At 60.9% G+C, this 22,303-nt stretch carries 22 protein-coding genes; 15 read left to right on the forward strand and 7 right to left on the reverse strand.

Annotation, left to right across the window (positions count from 1 at the left end; genetic code table 11):
• Positions 1 to 96 precede the first annotated feature (96 nt).
• Positions 97 to 1,950: an Lnb N-terminal periplasmic domain-containing protein gene (locus tag AC09SL_RS28185; protein ID WP_058544072.1), complete on the reverse strand. Its 1,854-nt coding sequence runs from the start codon at positions 1,948 to 1,950 to the stop codon at positions 97 to 99.
• Between the two features lie 90 nt (positions 1,951 to 2,040).
• Positions 2,041 to 2,529, reverse strand: a complete 489-nt coding sequence (locus AC09SL_RS28190; protein WP_003185616.1) for a DUF3015 domain-containing protein — start codon at positions 2,527 to 2,529, stop codon at positions 2,041 to 2,043.
• Positions 2,530 to 2,803: 274 nt separating this feature from the next.
• Between AC09SL_RS28190 and AC09SL_RS28195 the strand changes: the two genes are divergently transcribed.
• The 4 genes from AC09SL_RS28195 (at position 2,804) to AC09SL_RS28210 (ending at position 7,367) form a co-directional block, all read left to right on the forward strand.
• A complete protein-coding gene (locus AC09SL_RS28195) occupies positions 2,804 to 5,242 on the forward strand; it encodes a Lon protease family protein (RefSeq protein WP_058544073.1) in 2,439 nt (812 codons plus the stop codon).
• A gap of 340 nt (positions 5,243 to 5,582) precedes the next feature.
• A complete protein-coding gene (locus AC09SL_RS28200) occupies positions 5,583 to 5,924 on the forward strand; it encodes a PA4575 family protein (protein ID WP_013694243.1) in 342 nt (113 codons plus the stop codon).
• A 132-nt stretch (positions 5,925 to 6,056) separates the two neighbouring features.
• Positions 6,057 to 6,545, forward strand: a complete 489-nt coding sequence (locus AC09SL_RS28205) for a TIGR00645 family protein (protein ID WP_014340287.1) — start codon at positions 6,057 to 6,059, stop codon at positions 6,543 to 6,545.
• A gap of 204 nt (positions 6,546 to 6,749) precedes the next feature.
• Positions 6,750 to 7,367: a BamJ family beta-barrel-assembly machinery protein gene (locus tag AC09SL_RS28210; protein WP_003205746.1), complete on the forward strand. Its 618-nt coding sequence runs from the start codon at positions 6,750 to 6,752 to the stop codon at positions 7,365 to 7,367.
• Between the two features lie 133 nt (positions 7,368 to 7,500).
• On the opposite strand, the gene AC09SL_RS28215 is transcribed toward AC09SL_RS28210, so the two are convergent.
• The 3 genes from AC09SL_RS28215 to AC09SL_RS28225 all read right to left on the reverse strand — a co-directional run bounded on the left by AC09SL_RS28215 (position 7,501) and on the right by AC09SL_RS28225 (position 9,480).
• Complete coding sequence (locus AC09SL_RS28215; protein WP_003205743.1) at positions 7,501 to 7,758, reverse strand: PA4570 family protein; 258 nt, start codon at positions 7,756 to 7,758, stop codon at positions 7,501 to 7,503.
• Between the two features lie 207 nt (positions 7,759 to 7,965).
• Positions 7,966 to 8,307, reverse strand: a complete 342-nt coding sequence (locus AC09SL_RS28220; RefSeq protein ID WP_003205741.1) for a zinc ribbon domain-containing protein YjdM — start codon at positions 8,305 to 8,307, stop codon at positions 7,966 to 7,968.
• Positions 8,308 to 8,511: 204 nt separating this feature from the next.
• Positions 8,512 to 9,480, reverse strand: coding sequence for a polyprenyl synthetase family protein (locus AC09SL_RS28225; protein ID WP_058544074.1), 969 nt, complete (start codon positions 9,478 to 9,480; stop codon positions 8,512 to 8,514).
• 239 nt (positions 9,481 to 9,719) lie between these two features.
• On the opposite strand from AC09SL_RS28225, the gene rplU reads away from it, so the two are divergent.
• From rplU to AC09SL_RS28250, 5 genes are all read left to right on the forward strand, one after another.
• The gene (rplU, locus tag AC09SL_RS28230; protein ID WP_003176051.1) at positions 9,720 to 10,034 is read left to right on the forward strand and encodes a 50S ribosomal protein L21; all 315 of its coding nucleotides are present in this window, start codon (positions 9,720 to 9,722) and stop codon (positions 10,032 to 10,034) included.
• Between the two features lie 35 nt (positions 10,035 to 10,069).
• Positions 10,070 to 10,327 (forward strand): 50S ribosomal protein L27, encoded by a 258-nt coding sequence (rpmA, locus tag AC09SL_RS28235; protein WP_003205738.1) that lies wholly within the window; start codon positions 10,070 to 10,072, stop codon positions 10,325 to 10,327.
• Positions 10,328 to 10,517: 190 nt separating this feature from the next.
• Positions 10,518 to 11,741 carry an Obg family GTPase CgtA gene (gene cgtA, locus AC09SL_RS28240; RefSeq protein ID WP_058544075.1) on the forward strand — a complete coding sequence of 408 codons (1,224 nt, stop codon included), beginning with the start codon at positions 10,518 to 10,520 and terminating at the stop codon, positions 11,739 to 11,741.
• Positions 11,742 to 12,066: 325 nt separating this feature from the next.
• The gene (proB, locus tag AC09SL_RS28245) at positions 12,067 to 13,185 is read left to right on the forward strand and encodes a glutamate 5-kinase (RefSeq protein ID WP_058544076.1); all 1,119 of its coding nucleotides are present in this window, start codon (positions 12,067 to 12,069) and stop codon (positions 13,183 to 13,185) included.
• Between the two features lie 9 nt (positions 13,186 to 13,194).
• Positions 13,195 to 13,659: a CreA family protein gene (locus AC09SL_RS28250; protein WP_058544077.1), complete on the forward strand. Its 465-nt coding sequence runs from the start codon at positions 13,195 to 13,197 to the stop codon at positions 13,657 to 13,659.
• Positions 13,660 to 13,780: 121 nt separating this feature from the next.
• Here AC09SL_RS28250 and rpsT read toward each other — a convergent pair whose 3' ends face one another.
• Positions 13,781 to 14,059, reverse strand: coding sequence for a 30S ribosomal protein S20 (gene rpsT, locus AC09SL_RS28255; protein ID WP_003185593.1), 279 nt, complete (start codon positions 14,057 to 14,059; stop codon positions 13,781 to 13,783).
• Between the two features lie 254 nt (positions 14,060 to 14,313).
• On the opposite strand from rpsT, the gene murJ reads away from it, so the two are divergent.
• From murJ to ispH, 6 genes are all read left to right on the forward strand, one after another.
• Complete coding sequence (gene murJ, locus AC09SL_RS28260) at positions 14,314 to 15,852, forward strand: murein biosynthesis integral membrane protein MurJ (RefSeq protein WP_058544078.1); 1,539 nt, start codon at positions 14,314 to 14,316, stop codon at positions 15,850 to 15,852.
• Between the two features lie 129 nt (positions 15,853 to 15,981).
• Positions 15,982 to 16,920, forward strand: a complete 939-nt coding sequence (gene ribF / locus AC09SL_RS28265; RefSeq protein ID WP_058544079.1) for a bifunctional riboflavin kinase/FAD synthetase — start codon at positions 15,982 to 15,984, stop codon at positions 16,918 to 16,920.
• A 13-nt stretch (positions 16,921 to 16,933) separates the two neighbouring features.
• Positions 16,934 to 19,765, forward strand: coding sequence for an isoleucine--tRNA ligase (ileS, locus tag AC09SL_RS28270; protein ID WP_058544080.1), 2,832 nt, complete (start codon positions 16,934 to 16,936; stop codon positions 19,763 to 19,765).
• Positions 19,758 to 20,270, forward strand: coding sequence for a signal peptidase II (lspA, locus tag AC09SL_RS28275; RefSeq protein ID WP_058544081.1), 513 nt, complete (start codon positions 19,758 to 19,760; stop codon positions 20,268 to 20,270). Before ileS ends, lspA begins: the two co-directional genes overlap by 8 nt.
• On the forward strand, positions 20,263 to 20,700 hold the full coding sequence (fkpB, locus tag AC09SL_RS28280) for an FKBP-type peptidyl-prolyl cis-trans isomerase (RefSeq protein ID WP_058544082.1): 438 nt from the start codon (positions 20,263 to 20,265) through the stop codon (positions 20,698 to 20,700). Before lspA ends, fkpB begins: the two co-directional genes overlap by 8 nt.
• Before the next feature lie 108 nt (positions 20,701 to 20,808).
• On the forward strand, positions 20,809 to 21,756 hold the full coding sequence (gene ispH / locus AC09SL_RS28285; RefSeq protein ID WP_058544083.1) for a 4-hydroxy-3-methylbut-2-enyl diphosphate reductase: 948 nt from the start codon (positions 20,809 to 20,811) through the stop codon (positions 21,754 to 21,756).
• Here the strand turns inward: ispH and AC09SL_RS28290 are convergent.
• On the reverse strand, positions 21,710 to 22,249 hold the full coding sequence (locus tag AC09SL_RS28290) for a GspH/FimT family pseudopilin (protein ID WP_058544084.1): 540 nt from the start codon (positions 22,247 to 22,249) through the stop codon (positions 21,710 to 21,712). The two genes, ispH and AC09SL_RS28290, sit on opposite strands and share 47 nt — an antisense overlap.
• Positions 22,250 to 22,303: the final 54 nt, after the last annotated feature.

Consider the following 22,303-nt stretch of genomic DNA (forward strand, 5'->3'; position numbering starts at 1 on the left):
ATCTACTTGATTTTGGCTGACTTCGAAATGTGAGCCCGGACTCACGCCTGATTCGACTTGAGGTTGTGCTTCGTTTTCCCCTTCTCTCGCTCAGATTCAATAGTGGTACCACTTCACCTCGAGCATCACCTCGTTCTGCGGCGAGGCCAATTGGCTGAATTCCCGCTGGGCACTCAGGCGCAGGCCGAGGTTGCGGGATAATTCCCATTGTTGATTCAAGCTCAGGCTGCGGCGCACTTCGCCGTTGACGAAATAATCGCCCTTGGCTTCCAGGCTCAGGTTGCCCAACGGGTTTTTCCACAGCACACCACTGTTGAAACCGGCGGCCGGGGCGATGAATTGGGCGAAGTCGTTGTTGTGCTCGACCCGCACCGTGCCGAGGGCAAAGCCCAGCACCTCTTCGCCCAGTGCCCAGGTGCCTCCGGCGCCGCCGTTGACGTGGCTGACCAAGGTTTCATCGTCGTGTTTGCCCGGCACCCGCTCCAGGCCGCCGGTGACCTGCCAGGACAGCGGTTGCAGCAGCTCGTTGCGTGGGGTCAGGGAGCGAATGGTCGCCAGGTCCAGTTGCTGCAGCTGCCAGTCATTGCCTTCGTACTGGCGCAGTTTCAATTGCAGGATTTCGATCTGTGCGCCCAAGGGGAAGCTCTCGGCGTTGTCGTTGAGATCGTGATAGGCCATGCGCAAGCCATACTCGCCGAACGCCCGGTCGCCCCGCGTGCCGAGGCCGGCCTGCCAGGTACGCGATTGGTGACCGTCCTCGGGCAGGCCCGGTTGCGGGATCTCGAGTTCCGGCGCGGGATTCTGATTGATCGCCCGCAACAGTTCGAAACTGCGTTGGGCGCGTTGTGGATCGCGCTCCTGGCCGTTGGCGCGATAGCGCTCCAGGCGATAGGCCGCATCGATGATCAGCGCCTGGCGTTCGCGCGGCAGCGCCTTGAAGCCGGGGGTTTGCAGTTGCTGCTGGTCGGCGCTGACTTTGAGTACCCATTGCTGTTCATCATCGCTGAGCGGTTCGGCGCGGCTGAGCAGTTCCCGTTCACGGGACGGTCGATATTGGATGCTTTCTACCAGGCCGGACTCTTTTACTGCCTTGACGGTGTCGGTGGGAATGGCCGTCAGCGGGAATTGTTCGGTCAGGCGCAGGCTGGGACGAGCCACTTGCAGCAGTTCGAGCAGACGATAGGAGCAGTTTTCGTCGAAGAAGAAATAGTCGAACTGAATCTGCTTGAGTTCCCAGACGTGCTCGACCATGCGCTCGGTTTCCGCCTGGCTCAGGTTCAGGCGATATTCCCACAGGTCGCGGTTCTCCAGGCTACGGTACTCGGAGAGTTTTTCCTGGTACGGCACCAGGGCGAACAGGCCGGGATAACCGCCCATCAGGCCTTTCCAGGCATAGAGGATGCTGTTGTCGGAGCCTTCGATGTAGGCGCCGAAATTGATCGCATAACTGAGCAGGGCGGTCTTGTCTCTTTGCACATCGGCCTGGTCGATGCGCAGCAGGGTGTGGCCGAACATCGAGGACGGGCTGTTCAGGTACGCGGCGGGGAAGATCATCACCGCGCTGTGAGGCGAGACGTCCTTGAACCACTGGGTAAAGTCGCTGCAATTGACCGCCGGCAGGTCTGTCAGGTTGAACTGCGCCTTGAGCCAGCGGGTTCGCGCCGGGTACACGCATTGAGCATGTTGCTGGCCGGCGCTGGTCGGACCGTACAGGGCCTCTAGCGTGGCGGTCAGTTCACGGTCGGGATGTTCGTTGCCATCGGGCGCGAGGAAGAATTTCTTGTCGCTGATATAGCTGCGCCAGCCGCCGAGCTTGGCGGTTTCGTAGTGGCCCAGGGAAATCCAGAAGCGGTCATTGGCCAGTTGCTGCAAACGTTGAGGGTCGACATGAGGCGCGGCGGACAGCGGGGCGCACACACAGAGCGCCAGCCAGGCAAGGCGTTTGAGCATAGTCGGCTACTTGGAAAGTCGAAAAAATAAAGACCGCAGGGGCCCCAAAAAGAAAAACCCGCTCCCCGAAAGGAGCGAGTGATGCCGAGCTTAAGCTTGAGTGGCGTACTTGGCCAGGCGAGGATCGCTTTTCAGCACGGCCAGGGTGTTGGTATGCACGTCTTCGGCGGTCACGTCAGCCTTGCTGAAGATCTGCTGGAAGTGCTCGTGGGTGACGGCAGAGAAATGTGCGCGGTCTTCCGGCGCCACGCCCAGTACTACGGCGTAGGTGGTCAGCGCTTCGCCCTGACCCTTGGCCATGTCTTCGGACAGCTCGTTCATCATGCCATTCATGGCCAGCCAGGACTTGCCACCGTAGGTCAGTGCCGCGTTGGTCGAGCAACCGTTGGTGCCGGATGTCATGCCGAAGGTAGCGTTACCGGAAGTGCCGTTGGTGGTGGATGCCAGGAAGTGTGCCGGAGTGCCACGCTGACCTTCGAACAGCATGTTGCCCCAGCCGCAATCCGGGCCGCCCGGCGCCTGAGCCATGGCGTTGATGGATACAGCGGTGAAGAGAGTACCGAGAAGAATCCGTTTCATAGCTATGTTCTCTTTATGTGCATACCAATGGACAGGGTCTGGCCCCTATAGCAGCCAGTGGGCCGGTTATTGTTCCAGCCGCGCAATTTGGAGTTTAGGCACGATCCTGGGGTTCCGTGACATTTTGCAAAAACATTACGGAGGATCACCTGCCTACTGGGACCCGTCCAAGGTTTTCCCGTTGACTATGCTTTGGGCGGAGGCGCTCCTTGCCAGTCAGGTGCAGGCGGCGCCAGAATGCCGCTATCTGCCCCGCCTGATGTAAGGAAGCCCGATGCCTGATCCTGTTGCTGCCAGCTTGCGTCTAGCGCCCGAAGCGCTGACCCGTCCGTTTTCCGCTGAACAGTTCAGCTTCTCTACCACCAATGATCTGGAGCCCTTCCGCGGTGTGCTTGGCCAGGAACGTGCGGTCGAAGCCTTGCAGTTCGGCGTGGCCATGCCGCGCCCCGGTTACAACGTATTCGTCATGGGCGAGCCCGGCACTGGCCGGTTTTCGTTCGTCAAACGCTACCTCAAGGCCGAAGGCAAGCGCCTGCAGACCCCGGCGGACTGGGTCTATGTCAACAATTTCGACGAGCCCCGCGAACCCCGGGCCCTGGAACTGCCGTCAGGTACGGCCGGTGCTTTCATCGCCGACATCAACGGCCTGATCGACAACCTGCTGGCGACCTTCCCGGCAGTGTTCGAGCACCCGTCCTACCAGCAGAAGAAAAGCGCCATCGACCGCGCCTTCAACCAGCGCTATGACCGCGCCTTGGACGTGATCGAGCGCCTGGCGCTGGAGAAGGATGTTGCGCTGTACCGTGACAGCAGCAACATCGCCTTCACGCCGATGAGCGAAGGCAAGGCCCTGGATGAGGCGGAATTCGCCCAGTTACCGGAAGCCGAGCGCGAGCGTTTCCATGAGGACATCTCGGGCCTGGAAGAGCGCTTGAACGAAGAGCTCGCCAGCCTGCCGCAATGGAAGCGCGAGTCCAGCAACCAGTTGCGCCATCTCAACGAAGAAACCATCACCCTGGCCCTGCAACCGTTGTTGGCACCGCTGTCGGAGAAGTACGCAGAGAACGCTGCGGTCTGCGGCTACCTGCAGGCCATGCAGGTCTACCTGCTCAAGACCGTGGTCGAGCAATTGGTGGAGGACAGCAAGACCGACGCCATCGCCCGCAAACTGCTGGAGGAACAGTACGCCCCGAGCCTGGTGGTCGGGCATCCGTTCAGCGGCGGCGCGCCGGTAGTGTTCGAGCCGCACCCGACCTACGACAACCTGTTCGGTCGGATCGAATACAGCACCGACCAAGGCGCGCTCTACACCACTTACCGGCAGTTGCGTCCGGGCGCCTTGCACCGGGCCAACGGCGGTTTCCTGATTCTCGAAGCGGAAAAAATGCTCGGCGAGCCGTTCGTGTGGGATGCGCTCAAGCGTGCCCTGCAATCGCGCAAGCTGAAAATGGAATCGCCGCTCGGTGAACTGGGGCGCGTGGCCACCGTGACCCTGACGCCGCAGCACATTGCGCTGCAGGTCAAGGTTGTGATCATCGGTGCCCGCCAGCTCTACTACGCCTTGCAGGACCTGGATCCGGACTTCCAGGAAATGTTTCGCGTGCTGGTGGACTTCGACGAAGACATCCCGATGGGCGACGAGAGCCTGGAGCAGTTCGCCCAGTTGCTCAAGACCCGCACTTCGGAAGAGGGCATGGCGCCGCTGACTGCCGATGCGGTGGCGCGCCTGGCGACCTACAGTGCGCGCCTGGCCGAACACCAGGGACGCTTGTCGGCGCGTATCGGGGATCTGTTCCAACTGGTCAGCGAGGCGGATTTCATTCGCCAGCTGGCCGGTGACGAGATGACCGACGCCGGTCATATCGAACGCGCCCTCAAGGCCAAGGCCACCCGTACCGGGCGTGTCTCGGCGCGAATCCTCGACGACATGCTGGCGGGGATCATCCTGATCGACACCGCCGGCGCGGCGGTGGGCAAATGCAACGGGCTGACGGTGCTCGAGGTCGGCGACTCAGCATTTGGCGTGCCGGCGCGGATTTCTGCCACGGTGTACCCGGGCGGCAGCGGCATTGTCGACATCGAGCGGGAGGTCAACCTCGGCCAACCGATCCACTCCAAGGGCGTGATGATCCTGACCGGTTACCTGGGTAGCCGTTATGCCCAGGAATTCCCGCTGGCGATCTCGGCCAGCATCGCCCTGGAGCAGTCCTACGGTTACGTGGACGGCGACAGTGCGTCCCTGGGCGAGGCGTGTACGTTGATTTCGGCCCTGTCGAAGACACCGTTGAAACAGTGCTTCGCCATCACCGGTTCGATCAATCAGTTCGGCGAAGTGCAGGCGGTGGGCGGGGTCAACGAGAAGATCGAAGGTTTCTTCCGCCTCTGCGAAGCCCGCGGGCTGACCGGTGAGCAGGGGGCGATCATTCCCCAGGCCAACGTCGCGACCCTGATGCTCGACGAGAAGGTACTGGCCGCCGTGCGCGCCGGGCAGTTCCACGTTTATGCGGTGCGCCAGGCCGACGAAGCCCTGAGCCTGCTGGTGGGCGAGCCTGCCGGCGAGCCGGATGAAAACGGCGAATTCCCGGAGGGCAGCGTCAATGCCCGCGTGGTGGAACGGCTGCGGGTGATCGCGGAGATGATCAGCGAGGACGACATCAAGGAAGCGGAAAAGGAACTGGCACAGCAGGCTCTGGCGGAGGCCAAGCCGGCTTGATGTTTTCCTGACCGCCGCAAGACCCCCCTGTGGGAGCAAAGCTTGCTCGCGATAGCGTTTGTCCTGTCAACAGAAGTGTTGCATGTGACAACCCCATCGCGAGCAAGCTTTGCTCCCATAGGCTTGCTCTCGCAATCAATGTTTTGTGGGTTATCACGAAAAAACGCCACCACTTTGGCGTCAATATTCACACTGTGACCGCTCGGCGTATTCCGGTCTCGAAAGTCCTTGCGATCGGAACTTTTCTTCTATCCTCAGCTCAAGGATAACGAGAGTCATCATCGGATCGAAACAGCCTCCTCGCGGGGGCTGAATACCGGATCTACCGAGGGGCGCCGCCATGTCGCGCAACCTTTGCCTCACTCGTCAATGCCTGGGCCTTGTCACCCGTATCGAATGCGCCATCCGCCCCCTGGCGGGAGATACCGGTATGTGGACCTTGCTCTTCGCCGCCGGAATGGCCGGTGAACAACCTTCGGCCATCAAGGCCCAAGGGCCATTCCCCGGCCCGACTGCCGCTGAATCCATCCTCGATACCATTGTGCAAAGCCTGACACTGCACGGTTATGAGCTGGCCGACGACCCGCAGATCTGGTCCCTGCACATGCAAGCCCAACTGCGTGAAATCAACGGAGGCCGTTGTCGCAACGTCGGCGGTTTCGAATTTCGTCCGCTGCATTGAAGGCCATCACGGCACGACTACCAGCAGTAAAATTTTGACACAAGAGCTGGGACCAGGGAGGGGCCCGGCGTTTGTGGGGCCGGTCGTGGCTGATATACTCGCCGCGATTTTTCAGCCCTGGTGTGAGATTCAATGGAACGCTTTATCGAAAATGCAATGTACGCCTCCCGCTGGCTGCTGGCGCCGATCTACTTCGGGCTGTCCCTGGGCTTGCTGGCCCTGGCGCTGAAATTCTTCCAGGAAGTCTTTCACGTCATTCCCAACGTGTTTTCCATGGCCGAGTCCGACCTGATCCTGGTGCTGCTGTCGCTGATCGACATGGCGCTGGTGGGTGGCCTGCTGGTGATGGTGATGATTTCCGGCTATGAGAACTTCGTCTCGCAACTGGACATCGCCGACGACAAGGAAAAGCTCAACTGGCTGGGCACCATGGACTCTTCATCGCTGAAGATGAAAGTCGCCGCCTCGATCGTGGCCATTTCCTCCATCCACCTGCTGCGCATTTTCATGGACGCCAAAAACGTCGATCCCGAACACCTGATGTGGTACGTGATCATCCACATGACTTTCGTGGTTTCGGCATTTGCCATGGGCTACCTGGACAAACTGACCAAGCACTGAGGTCCGTTCACCGCGCTGGCGCAACGCCCGTCTGTCAAATTGCAGGCGGGCGTTGTCGTTTCTGGCGGGTTGCTTTGACGCGGGGGGCTCGTCACCCGCCGTGGCATCTGTGCTAGTCTGCTCGCCCTTTTGGTTCCGGGCGCTCCGGGAGGCGCTGTGTCACGCACGGCAATTCTCGAGCCGTCCGCACAGCGGAGCAGCATCATGTCCGAAGTTAACCTGTCCACCGACGAAACCCGCGTCAGCTACGGCATTGGCCGTCAGTTGGGCGACCAACTGCGCGACAACCCGCCACCGGGCGTGAGCCTGGATGCGATCCTGGCCGGCCTGACCGACGCGTTCGCCGGCAAGCCAAGCCGCGTGGGCCAGGACGAGATGTCCGCCAGCTTCAAGGTCATTCGTGAAATCATGCAGGCCGAAGCCGCTGCCAAGGCTGAAGCCGCCGCAGGCGAAGGCCGTGCGTTCCTGGCCGAAAACGCCAAGCGTGAAGGCATCACCACCCTGGCTTCCGGCCTGCAATTCGAAGTGCTGACCCAGGGTGAAGGCGCCAAGCCGACCCGTGAAGACCAGGTGCGCACCCATTACCACGGCACCCTGATCGACGGCACTGTGTTCGACAGCTCCTACGATCGTGGCCAGCCAGCCGAATTCCCGGTAGGCGGCGTGATCCCAGGCTGGACCGAAGCACTGCAACTGATGAATGCCGGTAGCAAATGGCGCCTGTACGTGCCGAGCGAACTGGCTTACGGCGCTCAAGGCGTTGGCAGCATTCCACCGCACAGCGTGCTGGTGTTTGACGTCGAGCTGTTGGACGTACTGTAAGACCCTGTCCGGTTTTACCGCCGGATAAAAACTGTGGGAGCGAGCTTGCTCGCGATGGCGGTGTGTCAGTAACGAAAATGTCGACTGACCGACCGCCATCGCGAGCAAGCTCGCTCCCACAGGTTCTTTGTGCTCATCCGTGGAACCTGCCGCTGAAATCACCCGTCGGGCGCAACGCCCGGGCGTAGCAGAACAGGAACAGATTGCGCACCAGTTCCTTGAGCACCAACGGCTCGCTGGAGTTGAGACTGTTGAGGTCCAGGTCTCCTTGGTCCTGCAGCTCGTTCAAGGCCTCTTCTTCAAGCACTGCACAAACTTCCCCGGTTTCCCGATGCAGGATCCTGAGGTAGGGATGTGGGCGGTCCAGCCAGGCATCGATCAAATAAGTCATGGTTCTCATCTCCTTGATGGGGTCTGATGAGAATAATTCTTATTCGCTAAATAGCAAGTCTCTATTGGCGTTGCGACTGTTTTTCTGACGATGGGTGCTGTCGGCTCAGGGCGGCTGGCAGTTGGCTGGCGCCCCGAGAAATGGGGTCGAAGCGGAGGGGGAAAAGCTCCATCCCACACGCGGGGCGTGGGATGGAATACAGCAAGATCAGACTTTTCTGACGAACTCGGATTTGAGTTTCATCGGGCCAATGCCGTCGATCTTGCAGTCGATGTCGTGGTCGCCATCGCACAGGCGGATGTTCTTGACCTTGGTGCCGACCTTGACCACCAGCGACGTGCCCTTGACCTTGAGGTCCTTGATCACGGTGATGGTATCGCCGTCCTGCAGGACGTTGCCGACCGAATCTTTCTTCACGGTATCGTCGGACACTGTTTCAGCTTCGCCGCTGGCGGACCATTCGTGGGCACACTCCGGGCAGACCAGTTGAGTACCGTCTTCGTAGGTGTATTCGGAATTGCATTTCGGGCAGGGAGGCAACGTGCTCACTAAGGTTCCTTGGGTATCAGGAGGACAAAAGGGCGCACATTATATAGGGTTTTGTTGCGAAAGAGGGACGGTGCTGCGTTTGGATATCCTGTGGCGAGAGGATTTGTGGGGGCAAGGCTTGCCCGCGATACAGGCGACTCGGTTTCTGAACGACCGCATCGTCGTCATCGCGGGCAAGCCTTGCTCCCACAAAAGCCCTGTGTGTCAGTGGGTACGGGCGACCGCAAACTCGCTCAGTTCCACCAGCGCATCGCGGTATTCGCTGGCCGGCAGGGCGTCGAGGCATTTGATCGCGCGGGCGACGTAGTCCCGGGCCAGTTTCGCGGTGTAGTCCAGCGAGCCAGACGCTTCGACCGCGACACGGATGCTTTCCAGGTCTTCGATCCCGCCTTTCTGGATCGCCTGGCGGACCAGTGCCGCCTGTTCAGGCGTGCCCTCGCGCATCGTGTAGATCAGCGGCAGGGTCGGCTTGCCTTCGGCCAGGTCGTCACCGACGTTCTTGCCCAGGGTCTCGGCATCGCCCTTGTAGTCGAGCAGATCGTCCACCAACTGGAAGGCCACGCCCAGGTGATCGCCGAAGGTGCGCAGCGCTTGGCTCTGCTCGGCGCTGGCACCGGCCAGGGCTGCGGCGCTGTGGGTCGAGGCTTCGAAGAGCATCGCGGTCTTGCCGCGGATGACTTCCATGTAGGTTTCTTCGGTGGTGCTGGCATCGCGCACCTTGGACAACTGCAGCACTTCGCCTTCGGCGATGATGCGCGTGGCCTGGGACAGGATTTTCATCACCGGCATCGAGCCCAGCTCGACCATCATTTCGAACGAGCGCGAATACAGGAAGTCGCCCACCAGCACGCTCGGGGCATTGCCCCACATGGCGTTGGCGGTCGAGCGGCCACGCCGCATGCCGGACATGTCGACCACGTCGTCGTGCAGCAGGGTCGCGGTGTGCAGGAATTCGATGGTCGCGGCCAGCAGGCGCATGTCGTCGCCTTCGCGACCCAGGGCCTTGCCGCACAACAGCACCAATAAAGGCCGCAGGCGTTTACCGCCGGCCGATGTGATGTAGTCGCCGATTTTCGATACCAGCGGCACTCGGGAAGTCAGCTGCTTCTTGATGATGCCGTCGACGGCGCTAAAATCGTCCGCCACCGCGCGGTAGAAAGCTTGGGGTTGCATCAGCGACAGGTGCTCCAGAAGGGTTGCGCGGCATGCTAGGACCCCCACCCAGGCCTGTCAAGGCGCGATGGACGGCTACTTGCAAGGCTGTTGCGCCTTGCGTACAATCGCGCACCCTGAACTTCCTGGGCAGCACCTGCCTTACGCAATTGCATCCGGGCCTTCCAGCCCATGCAGCCATGCCAGCCAATACCTCTTCTTATAAAGCGCTGGGTGAGCAGGATTATCGGAGAAATACCATGTCGTACGCAGTAATTGTTACTGGTGGCAAGCAATACAAGGTCGCCCCAGGTGAATACCTGAAGATCGAAAAACTGGAAATCGCTACCGGCGAATCCGTGACTTTTGATCGCGTTCTGTTGGTCGCCAATGGCGATGACGTGAATATCGGCGCTCCAGTCGTTGCTGGCGCTACCGTTGTGGCTGAAGTGATCTCCCAAGGTCGTCACGATAAAGTCCGCATCATCAAGTTCCGTCGCCGTAAGCACCACATGAAGCGTATGGGCCACCGCCAGTGGTACACCGAGATCAAAATCACCGGTATTCAGGCTTAATTTCAGCCTAATTCCTCACTAGGAGAATTGAACTCATGGCACACAAAAAAGCTGGTGGTAGTACCCGTAACGGTCGCGACTCAGAAGCCAAACGCCTTGGCGTGAAGATGTATGGCGGCCAGGCTATCAAAGCAGGCAACATCATCGTGCGTCAGCGCGGCACCCAATTCCACGCTGGCTACGGCGTGGGCATGGGTAAAGATCACACCCTCTTCGCTAAAGTCGAAGGCGTGATCAAGTTCGAAGTAAAAGGCGCCTTCGGTCGTCGTTACGTAAGCGTTATCGCAGCTTAATTGCGAGATCGCTGGAAAAGCCCTGTCTTGCGACGGGGCTTTTTCGTTTGTGGGGTGAGTCTCTTGCAAAACTGTTTGTATGGGCTGTCGGCGCTGCGGTTGGGGCGTGTCATCAGGTCGCTGCGCTCATTTTTGCAAGAGTCTTATGTCTTGTTTTTTTGGCTCGTCCGTATGGCGAGAGGCGTGTGTCATGAAGTTTGTTGATGAAGTATCGATTCGAGTAAAGGCCGGCGACGGCGGCAATGGTTGCATGAGTTTTCGTCGGGAAAAGTTCATTGAAAACGGTGGCCCTAACGGCGGTGACGGGGGCGACGGCGGCTCGATCTACATGCTCGCCGACGAAAACCTCAACACCCTGGTGGACTACCGTTACACCCGGCACTTCGATGCCGAGCGTGGCTCCAACGGCGGCAGCACCGACTGCACTGGCAAGAAGGGCGAAGACCTGATCCTGCGCGTGCCGGTCGGCACCACGGTGATCGACTCCGCCACCCAGGAAGTGATTGGCGACCTGACCAAGGCTGGCCAGCGTCTGCTGGTCGCCCATGGCGGCTGGCACGGCCTGGGCAACACCCGTTTCAAATCCAGTACCAACCGTGCGCCACGCCAGACTACGCCAGGCAAGCCAGGCGAGCAGCGTGACTTGAAGCTGGAAATGAAAGTGTTGGCCGACGTGGGCCTGCTGGGCCTGCCGAACGCCGGTAAAAGTACCTTTATCCGCTCGGTGTCGGCGGCCAAGCCAAAAGTGGCCGATTACCCGTTCACCACCCTGGTGCCGAACCTGGGCGTGGTCAGCGTCGACCGCTGGAAGAGCTTCGTGGTCGCGGATATCCCGGGGTTGATCGAAGGGGCTTCCGAGGGTGCAGGCCTGGGGATTCGCTTCCTCAAGCACTTGTCCCGTACCCGTCTGTTGCTGCACCTCGTGGACATGGCGCCGCTGGATGAAACCAGTGCTGCCGATGCCGCCGAAGTCATCGTCAACGAGCTGACCAAGTTCAGCCCGGCCCTGGCCGAGCGTGACCGTTGGCTGGTGCTGAACAAGTGCGACCAGATCCTTGAAGAAGAACATGAGGAGCGGGTCAAGGAAATCGTCGATCGCCTGGAGTGGGAAGGCCCGGTCTACGTGATCTCGGCCATCGCCAAAGAAGGCACCGAGCGCCTGTGCCACGACATCATGCGTTACCTGGAAGATCGCGCCGACCGCCTGGCCAACGATCCGGTCTACAAGGAAGAGCTGGCCGAACTCGATCAGCGCATCGAAGACGAGGCTCGTGCCCAGTTGCAGGCGCTGGACGACCAGCGTGCCCTGCGTCGCAGTGGCGTCAAGTCGGTCCATGACATCGGTGACGACGATTGGGACGAAGAAGATGTGGATGACGAAGACGGTCCGGAAATCATCTACGTTCGCGACTGATCCTGTGCTGATGCCACTCAGTTGGGGCTAAGGCCTGTGTGAGTGAGCTTGTGGGAGCAAAGCTTGCTCGCGATAGCGATTTTACGGCCAGCAAAGGTGTTGGACGTGATGACGTCATCGCGAGCAAGCTTTACTTGCGCAGGCTCATCCCCCCAAGGATTCTCGGGGGCAGGTTCAAGTGTTTCGGCGCGGTGTTATCATCGCAACCAGCCGGTTTCCAGGGCGCCGCTCATTCGAGCGGCGTTTTGGTATCTGTAAAACGCAAATACGAATAATCCCATGGGCGGCGCTGGGTCGCGCCGTTCGCTGGCAAAGGTTGAAGATGATGCGGAGCAAGGTGACGGGTGCGCGGCGCTGGGTCGTGAAGATCGGCAGCGCACTGCTGACAGCGGATGGCAAGGGTCTGGACCGCCAGGCGATGGCGGTGTGGGTCGAGCAGATGGTGGCCTTGCATGAGGCTGGCGTCGAGCTGGTATTGGTCTCTTCGGGGGCTGTGGCGGCCGGTATGAGCCGTTTGGGCTGGACGTCGCGACCCAGCGCGATGCATGAACTGCAGGCTGCCGCCGCCATCGGTCAGATGGGCCTGGTGCAGGCTTGGGAATCAAGCTTCGCCGAGCACGGTCGCCATACGGCGCAGATCCTGCTGACCCACGATGACCTGTCCGACCGCAAGCGCTACCTCAATGCCCGCAGTACCTTGCGCGCGCTGGTGGAGCTCAAAGTCATCCCGGTGATCAACGAGAACGACACGGTGGTCACCGACGAGATCCGTTTCGGCGATAACGACACCCTGGCCGCGCTGGTGGCGAACCTGGTGGAGGCGGATCTGTTGGTGATCCTCACCGATCGCGACGGCATGTTCGATGCCGATCCGCGCAACAATCCCGATGCCAAGCTGATCTACGAAGCCCGTGCCGATGACCCGGCGCTGGATGCAGTGGCGGGTGGCACTGGCGGTGCGCTGGGGCGTGGCGGCATGCAGACCAAGCTGCGCGCTGCGCGTCTGGCGGCGCGGTCCGGGGCTCACACCATCATCGTGGGTGGGCGCTTGGAGCGGGTGCTGGATCGTCTGAAAGCTGGCGAGCGCATCGGCACCTTGCTCTCCCCGGAGCGCGGCATGTTGGCGGCGCGCAAGCAGTGGCTGGCTGGGCATCTGCAGACCCGTGGCACCTTGGTGCTGGACGCTGGTGCGGTGTCGGCCCTGTCCCAAGGCAACAAGAGCCTGCTGCCGGTGGGTGTGAAGCTGGTCCAGGGCAGTTTTCGCCGGGGCGAAATGGTCGTGTGCGTGGCGCCGGATGGTCGCGAGATCGCCCGTGGCCTGGCCAACTACAGTGCGTTGGAAGCGCAGAAAATCATCGGTCAGTCGTCCGATGCGATTGTCGGTCTGTTGGGTTACATGGCGGAGCCTGAGCTGGTTCACCGTGACAACCTGATCCTCGTCTAAGGAAAAATCATGGGTTTGGCAAAAGGATTGGTCGGTTTGCTGCTGGCAGTGCCGCTGCTGGCTTCGGCCGAGGAAATCGGCCAGGTATCGACGGTGTTCAAGTTTGTCGGGCCGAACGACCGGATTGTGGTCGAGGCGTTCGATGATCCCAAGGTGGATGGCGTGACCTGTTACCTGTCGCGGGCCAAGACCGGCGGTGTGAAGGGTGGCCTGGGCCTGGCCGAGGATCGCGCCGAGGCGTCCATTGCCTGCCGCCAGGTCGGGCCTATCAGCTTCAAGGGTGAGCTCAAGGACGGCGAAGAGGTGTTCCGCGAGCGCACTTCGCTGGTGTTCAAGACCATGCAGGTGGTGCGGTTCCTCGACAAGAAGCGCAATACGCTGGTGTACCTGGTCTACAGCGATCGTGTGATCGAGGGCAGCCCGCAGAATGCGGTGACGGCTATTCCGATCCTGCCGTGGGCCCATACCCAATAACCTCGAGCAAATCCCATTGTGGGGGCGAGCAGGCTCGCTCCCGCATTTTTTGCGGTATGTCTGGTAAATCGCAGGCAATAAAAAACCGACCCTGAGGTCGGTTTTTTAACGAGCGCGTCGCTTAGGCAGCAGCGGCAACGTTCAGGGCCTTTACGTGGCCATTCAAACGGCTCTTATGGCGAGCAGCCTTGTTCTTGTGGATGATGCCTTTATCGGCCATGCGGTCGATAACTGGCACAGCCAGAACGTAAGCAGCTTGAGCTTTTTCAGCGTCTTTTGCGTCGATGGCCTTGACTACGTTCTTGATGTAGGTACGGACCATGGAACGCAGGCTGGCGTTGTGGCTGCGACGCTTCTCAGCCTGTTTTGCACGTTTTTTGGCGGAAGGTGTGTTGGCCACCGTCGAGCTCCTCGAAAGACTTTTTGGGAAATAGCAAACAAAATAGGCCGCGAATCATGCCGATGAGTTGAAGTCTTGTCAAGGGCGGGTGACGCGTTCCGCTGAATGGCAGGTGCTGCGCACCGAAGGATTTCTTTCCGGCGTGCGACCTGTAAACTCGCGGGCTTTGGCTCTGCACTGTTTAGCGGCGCGGAGTATCGCACAAGTGGGCGCGTTGTTCGCCTGCTGTTTATCGACAGGCAAAAACTCTTTTCATGAATCTGCTCAAATCGTTGGCCGCCGTCAGCTCTATCACGATGCTTTCCCGCATCCTGGGGTTCGTTCGCGATACGTTGATCGCACGGATATTCGGCGCCGGGATGGCCACCGACGCCTTCTTCATCGCCTTCAAGTTGCCCAACCTGCTGCGGCGGATCTTCGCCGAAGGGGCGTTCTCCCAGGCTTTCGTGCCGATCCTGGCGGAATATAAAAGCCAGAAGGGCGACGAAGCGACCCGCACGTTCATTGCTTATGTCACCGGCCTGCTGACGTTGGTGCTGGCGCTGGTCACGGCGGCCGGCATGCTCGCCGCGCCGTGGGTGATCTGGGCCACGGCCCCGGGTTTCACTGATACGCCAGAAAAATTCCAGCTCACCTCGGACCTGCTGCGGGTGACCTTTCCTTATATATTGCTGATTTCCCTGTCGTCCCTGGCCGGGGCGATCCTCAATACCTGGAACCGCTTTTCCGTACCGGCCTTTGTGCCGACCCTGCTCAATGTCAGCATGATCGTGTTCGCGGTATTCCTGACGCCGTATTTCGATCCGCCGGTGATGGCCCTGGGCTGGGCGGTGCTGGTCGGTGGCCTGGCGCAATTGCTGTATCAGCTGCCGCACCTGAAAAAGATCGGCATGTTGGTGCTGCCACGGCTGAACCTACGCGACAGCGGCGTGTGGCGGGTGATGAAGCAGATGTTGCCGGCGATCCTCGGGGTGTCGGTGAGCCAGATATCCCTGATCATCAACACCATCTTCGCTTCGTTCCTGGTGGCCGGCTCGGTGTCGTGGATGTATTACGCCGACCGTCTGATGGAATTGCCATCCGGCGTGCTGGGTGTGGCCCTGGGCACGATCCTGCTGCCAACCCTGGCCAAGACCTACGCCAGTCAGGACCGCCAGGAGTACTCGCGCATCCTCGACTGGGGCCTGCGCCTGTGTTTCGTACTGGTCTTGCCCTGTTCCCTGGCGCTGGGAATCCTGGCTGAGCCGCTGACGGTTTCGCTGTTCCAATACGGTCAATTCAATGCGTTCGACGCCTTGATGACCCAGCGTGCCCTGATCGCTTACTCGGTGGGCCTACTCGGGATCATCGTGATCAAGGTGCTGGCGCCGGGGTTCTATGCCCAGCAGAACATTCGCACACCAGTGAAAATCGCCATTTTCACCCTGGTGATGACGCAATTGTTCAACCTGTTGCTCATCGGCCCGTTGGCCCACGCCGGCCTGGCCCTGGCGATCAGCGCCGGCGCGTGCCTCAACGCCGGGCTGCTGTTTTACCAGTTGCGCAAGCAGAAGATGTATCAACCGCAGCCGGGCTGGGGCAAGTTCGGCCTCAAGCTGCTGGTGGCCGTGGCGGTGATGTCGGCGGTGTTGCTGGGGGCGATGCATTTCATGCCGGCCTGGGGCGAAGGGCAGATGCTCGAGCGTTTCCTGCGCCTGGGGGCGTTGGTGATTGCCGGCGTGGTGGCGTATTTCGGCATGTTGCTGCTGATGGGGTTCCGTCTGCGCGACTTCAATCGCAAGGCCTTGAGCTGAGGGTTTGCCTCCGATAATCCTGGGTCGGGCAGCGGTTTTGTCGGTTCGATCACTTTGGCTTGCGGTGTTGCCTGTCGTTGGCCGCCGGGTGTGGTTATAATCGGCCACTTTATGAGCAAGAAGCGCGTTATGCAGCTGGTTCGAGGCCTCCACAACCTGCGCCCCCAACATCGGGGCTGTGTCGCCACTATTGGCAACTTTGACGGTGTTCACCGTGGCCACCAGGCTATCCTGGCGCGGCTGCGCGAGCGCGCGCTGGAATTGGGCGTGCCCAGCTGCGTGGTGATCTTCGAGCCGCAGCCGCGGGAATTCTTCACCCCGGACACTGCCCCGGCCCGTCTGGCCCGGCTGCGGGACAAGCTGCAACTGCTGGCCGCCGAAGGCGTCGACCGGGTCCTGTGCCTGGCCTTCAACCAGCGCCTGAGCAAGCTCAGTGCCGCCGAATTCGTCGATACCATCTTGATGGACGGTCTTGATGTGAAGCATCTGGAAGTCGGCGATGATTTCCGTTTCGGTTGCGACCGGTCCGGGGATTTCGATTACCTGCAACAGGCCGGTATCGCCCAGGGCTTCACCGTCGAAGCAGCGCAGACTGTCGAGATCGACGGCTTGCGCGTCAGCAGCACCCAGGTCCGCAATGCCCTGGCGGCTGGCGACTTCGAATTGGCCGAGCGCTTGCTCGGCCGGCCGTACCGGATTGCCGGACGGATCCTGCACGGGCAGAAACTGGCGCGCCAATTGGGCACGCCAACGGCCAACGTGCAGCTCAAGCGTCGTCGTGTGCCGCTCACCGGGGTGTTCCTGGTGAGTGTCGAGATCGACGGCAAGACCTGGCCCGGCGTCGCCAACATCGGTGTGCGGCCCACGGTCCAGGGCGATGGCAAGGCCCATCTTGAAGTACATGTTCTGGATTTTGCCGGCGATCTGTATGACCGGCGTTTGACGGTGGTTTTCCACCATAAGCTGCGTGAAGAGCAGCGTTTTGCCTCTCTGGAGGCGCTCAAGACGGCGATCCATGCAGATATCGCCGCCGCCCGTGCCCTTGTCGCAACCAGCGCCAATCGCTAATGAAGAGCCTTAAATGACCGACTATAAAGCCACGCTAAACCTTCCGGACACCGCCTTCCCAATGAAGGCCGGCCTGCCTCAGCGCGAACCACAGATTCTGCAGCGTTGGGACAGCATTGGCCTGTACGGAAAGTTGCGCGAAATTGGCAAGGATCGTCCGAAGTTCGTCCTGCACGACGGCCCTCCGTACGCCAACGGCACGATCCACATCGGTCACGCGCTGAACAAGATTCTCAAGGACATGATCATCCGCTCCAAGACCCTGTCGGGTTTTGATGCGCCGTATGTCCCGGGTTGGGACTGCCATGGCCTGCCGATCGAGCACAAGGTCGAAGTGACCCACGGCAAGAACCTGGGCGCGGACAAGACCCGCGAGCTGTGCCGTGCCTACGCCACCGAGCAGATCGAAGGGCAGAAGTCCGAATTCATCCGCCTCGGCGTGCTGGGCGACTTCGCTAACCCGTACAAGACCATGGACTTCAAGAACGAAGCCGGCGAAATCCGTGCCCTGGCGAAAATCGTCGAGGGCGGCTTCGTGTTCAAGGGCCTCAAGCCGGTGAACTGGTGCTTCGATTGCGGTTCGGCCCTGGCCGAGGCGGAAGTCGAGTACGAGAACAAGAAGTCCTCGACCATCGACGTCGCGTTCCCGATCGCCGACGAAGACAAGCTCGCCGCGGCTTTCGGCCTTGGCAAGCTGGCCAAGCCGGCCTCGATCGTGATCTGGACCACCACCCCGTGGACCATCCCGGCCAACCAGGCGCTGAACGTCCATCCGGAATTCAACTACGCCCTGGTCGATGTCGGCGACAAGCTGCTGGTGCTGGCCGAAGAGTTGGTCGAATCCTGCCTGGCCCGCTACAACCTCGAAGGTTCGGTGGTCGCCACCGCGCCAGGTTCGGCGCTGGAGCTGATCAATTTCCGTCATCCGTTCTATGACCGCCTGTCGCCGGTGTACCTGGCCGACTACGTGGAATTGGGCGCAGGCACCGGCGTGGTTCACTCCGCGCCGGCCTATGGCGTCGACGACTTCGTGACCTGCAAGAAATACGGCATGGTCAACGACGACATCCTCAACCCGGTACAGAGCAATGGCGTGTACGCACCGTCGCTGGAGTTCTTTGGCGGCCAGTTCATCTGGAAAGCCAACCCGGCCATCGTCGACAAGCTGACCGAAGTCGGCGCGCTGCTGCACACCACCGTCATCGAACACAGCTACATGCACTGCTGGCGCCACAAGACCCCGCTGATCTACCGCGCCACCGCGCAGTGGTTCATCGGCATGGACAAGCAGCCGGCCAGCGGCGACACCCTGCGCCAGCGTTCGCTCAAGGCCATTGAAGAAACCCAGTTCGTACCGGCCTGGGGCCAGGCGCGCCTGCACTCGATGATCGCCAACCGCCCGGACTGGTGCATCTCCCGCCAGCGCAACTGGGGCGTGCCGATCCCGTTCTTCCTGAACAAGGAAAGCGGCGAGTTGCACCCGCGCACCGTCGAACTGATGGAAATTGTCGCCAAGCGCGTCGAAGCCGAAGGCATCGAAGCCTGGTTCAAGATGGATGCCGCCGAGCTGCTGGGTGACGAAGCGCCGCTGTACGACAAGATCAGCGACACCCTGGACGTCTGGTTCGACTCCGGCACCACCCATTGGCACGTGCTGCGCGGTTCGCACCCGATGGGCCACGAGAGCGGCCCGCGTGCCGACCTGTACCTGGAAGGCTCGGACCAGCACCGCGGCTGGTTCCACTCGTCGCTGCTGACCGGTTGCGCTATCGACAACCACGCGCCGTATCGCGAGTTGCTGACCCACGGCTTCACGGTCGACGAGTCCGGTCGCAAGATGTCCAAGTCCCTGGGCAACGTGATCGCGCCGCAGAAGGTCAACGACACCCTGGGCGCCGACATCATGCGCCTGTGGGTGGCGTCCACCGACTATTCCGGCGAGATGGCCGTTTCCGAGCAGATCCTGCAGCGCAGCGCGGACGCCTACCGGCGGATCCGTAACACCGCGCGCTTCCTGCTTTCCAACCTGACCGGCTTCAACCCGGCCACCGACCTGCTGCCGGCCGAAGAAATGCTTGCGCTGGACCGTTGGGCCGTGGACCGTACTCTGTTGCTGCAACGTGAATTGCAGGAGCACTACGGCGAATACCGCTTCTGGAACGTCTACTCCAAAATCCACAACTTCTGTGTGCAGGAGCTCGGTGGTTTCTACCTCGACATCATCAAGGACCGCCAGTACACCACCGGCGCCAACAGCAAGGCCCGTCGTTCGTGCCAGACCGCGCTGTTCCACATCAGCGAGGCGCTGGTGCGCTGGATCGCACCGATCCTGGCGTTCACCGCCGACGAGCTGTGGCAGTACCTGCCGGGCGAGCGCAACGAATCGGTGATGCTCAACACCTGGTACGAAGGCCTGACCGAACTGCCGCAAGGCTTCGAGCTGGACCGTGCGTATTGGGATCGCGTGATGGCGGTCAAGGCGGCGGTCAACAAGGAGATGGAGATCCAGCGCGCGGCCAAGGCCGTCGGTGGCAACCTGCAGGCCGAAGTGACCCTCTACGCCGAAGAAGCCCTGAGTGCCGATCTGGCCAAGCTGAGCAACGAGCTGCGCTTCGTGCTGATCACCTCCACCGCCAGCGTCGCGCCTTTCGTGCAGGCGCCGGCCGATGCGGTAGCCACTGAAGTCAGCGGCCTGAAGCTGAAGATCGTCAAGTCGAACCACACCAAGTGCGCCCGTTGCTGGCACTGCCGTGAAGACGTCGGCGTGAACCCGGAGCATCCGCAAATCTGTGGTCGTTGCGTCGACAACATCAGCGGCACCGGTGAGGTTCGTCATTATGCCTAACGCGGCGGGCCGCTTCGGGCGGCTGGGCTGGCTCTGGTTGAGTGTGCTGGTACTGGTCATCGACCAGGCCAGCAAGTACTACTTCGAGAACTCGCTGACCCTGTACCAGCAGATCGTGATCATTCCCGACTACTTCAGCTGGACCTTGGCCTACAACACCGGGGCGGCGTTCAGCTTCCTGGCCGACAGTTCGGGCTGGCAGCGCTGGCTCTTCGCCCTGATCGCCGTCGTGGTCAGCGCGGTGCTGGTGGTCTGGCTCAAGCGCCTGGGGCGCAATGAGACCTGGCTGGCCGTGGCGTTGGCCTTGGTGCTTGGTGGCGCCTTGGGCAACCTCTATGACCGTATCGCCCTGGGCCATGTCATCGATTTCATCCTGGTGCATTGGCAGAACCGCTGGTATTTCCCGGCGTTCAACTTTGCCGACAGCGCCATCAGCGTGGGCGCCGTGATGCTCGCCCTGGACATGTTCAAGAGCAAGAAAACCGGAGAAGCCGTCCATGACTGAGCAGCGTATCGCTCAAAACACCGAAGTGAAGCTTCACTTCGCCCTGCACCTGGAAAACGGTGACACCGTCGACAGCACCTTCGACAAGGCCCCGGCGGTGTTCAAGGTCGGTGACGGCAACCTGCTGCCAGGCTTCGAAGCGGCGATCTTCGGCTTCAAGGCCGGCGACAAGCGCACCGTGGTCGTACCGCCAGAAAACGCCTTTGGTCAGCCCAACCCGCAAAACGTGCAGACCATGCCACGCTCCCAGTTCCAGGACATGGAGCTGTCCCTGGGCTTGCTGGTGATCTTCAACGACGCGGCCAACACCGAGCTGCCGGGTGTGGTGAAGGCTTTCGACGACGCCCAGGTGACCGTGGACTTCAACCATCCGCTGGCGGGCAAGACCTTGAACTTCGAGGTGGAAATCCTTGAGGTCAAGGCGGTTTAACGTTTCGCAGGCAGTTCCTGCTGCCACCCGATTCACTGTGGGAGCAAGCTCGCTCTCACCGTGAATCGCACTGATTCAATTTCTTGCGCGCAAGACACGAGGCACAGCATGCAAATCAAACTCGCCAACCCCCGTGGCTTCTGCGCCGGTGTGGACCGGGCGATCGAAATCGTCAACCGCGCCCTGGAAGTCTTCGGGCCGCCGATCTACGTGCGCCACGAAGTGGTCCACAACAAATTCGTCGTCGAAGACCTGCGTAGCCGCGGGGCCATTTTCGTCGAGGAACTGGACCAGGTGCCGGACGACGTCATCGTGATCTTCAGCGCCCACGGGGTTTCCCAGGCAGTACGCACCGAAGCCGCCGGCCGTGGCCTTAAGGTTTTCGACGCGACGTGCCCATTGGTGACCAAGGTGCACATCGAAGTGGCGCGCTACAGTCGTGACGGTCGCGAATGCATCCTGATCGGTCATGAAGGCCATCCGGAAGTCGAAGGCACCATGGGTCAATACGATGCCAGCAACGGCGGTGCGATCTACCTGGTCGAAGACGAGGAGGACGTGGCGGCCTTGCAGGTCCGCAACCCTGAGAGCCTGGCTTTTGTTACCCAGACGACCTTGTCCATGGACGACACCAGCCGTGTGATCGACGCCCTGCGTTCGCGCTTTCCAGCTATCGGCGGCCCGCGCAAGGATGACATCTGCTACGCCACCCAGAACCGTCAGGATGCGGTCAAACAACTGGCCAACGAATGCGATGTGGTGCTGGTTGTCGGCAGCCCGAACAGCTCCAACTCCAACCGCTTGCGTGAGCTGGCCGAACGCATGTCCACCCCGGCCTACCTGATCGATGGTGCCGAGGACATGCAACGCAGCTGGTTCGACGGCGTCGAGCGCATCGGCATCACCGCCGGCGCTTCCGCGCCGGAAGTCCTGGTGCGCGGCGTGATCCAGCAATTGCAGGCCTGGGGCGCAACCGGTGCCGATGAACTGGCCGGTCGCGAGGAGAACATCACGTTCTCGATGCCGAAAGAGCTGCGCGTGCGCTCCTTGCTTTAAGTCCTTTCTCGCACAGCGCCTGCTCGGCCTCGACGCTTTCCAGGCGGACGCGGCCGGAGGGCGCCAGTATCACTTGATGGTGGCTGACCGGCCCGCGTTTGGCGCAGACATGCAGCCTGCCGGCCAGGAATGCGCCGCTGGGGTGCAGTGCTTCCCCCTGGTTGCCGAACCTCACCCTGCGTCTCATCGGCTGGTTGCCGATCACACGGGCGCTTGCGGTGCGTTCCATCAGCAAGGTTTTCTCCTTGTTGTCCAGCATGATCCGCCAACCCTGGCCCCAATCATTGTCTATCCCTTGTATCAATACGCGGCGATTACGTGTGATGGCTTCGCTGCGGGCAAGGCGCAACCCGCTGATCAGCAATTGCGCGGTGTCCTCGCGTTCGATGGATTCGATCAGCTCTTTGTAGCTCGCGCCGGCCCACGGCAGAACAATTGCGGCGATCGCCAGTCCCATGAGCAGTTCGATCAGGCTGAAGCCTTGTTGATACATGACGTCTCCTCCCTGGAGAGTGTGAAGCGGATCTAAGACTTATGAATTATTGTG

Source organism: Pseudomonas sp. PF05, from assembly GCF_056521845.1.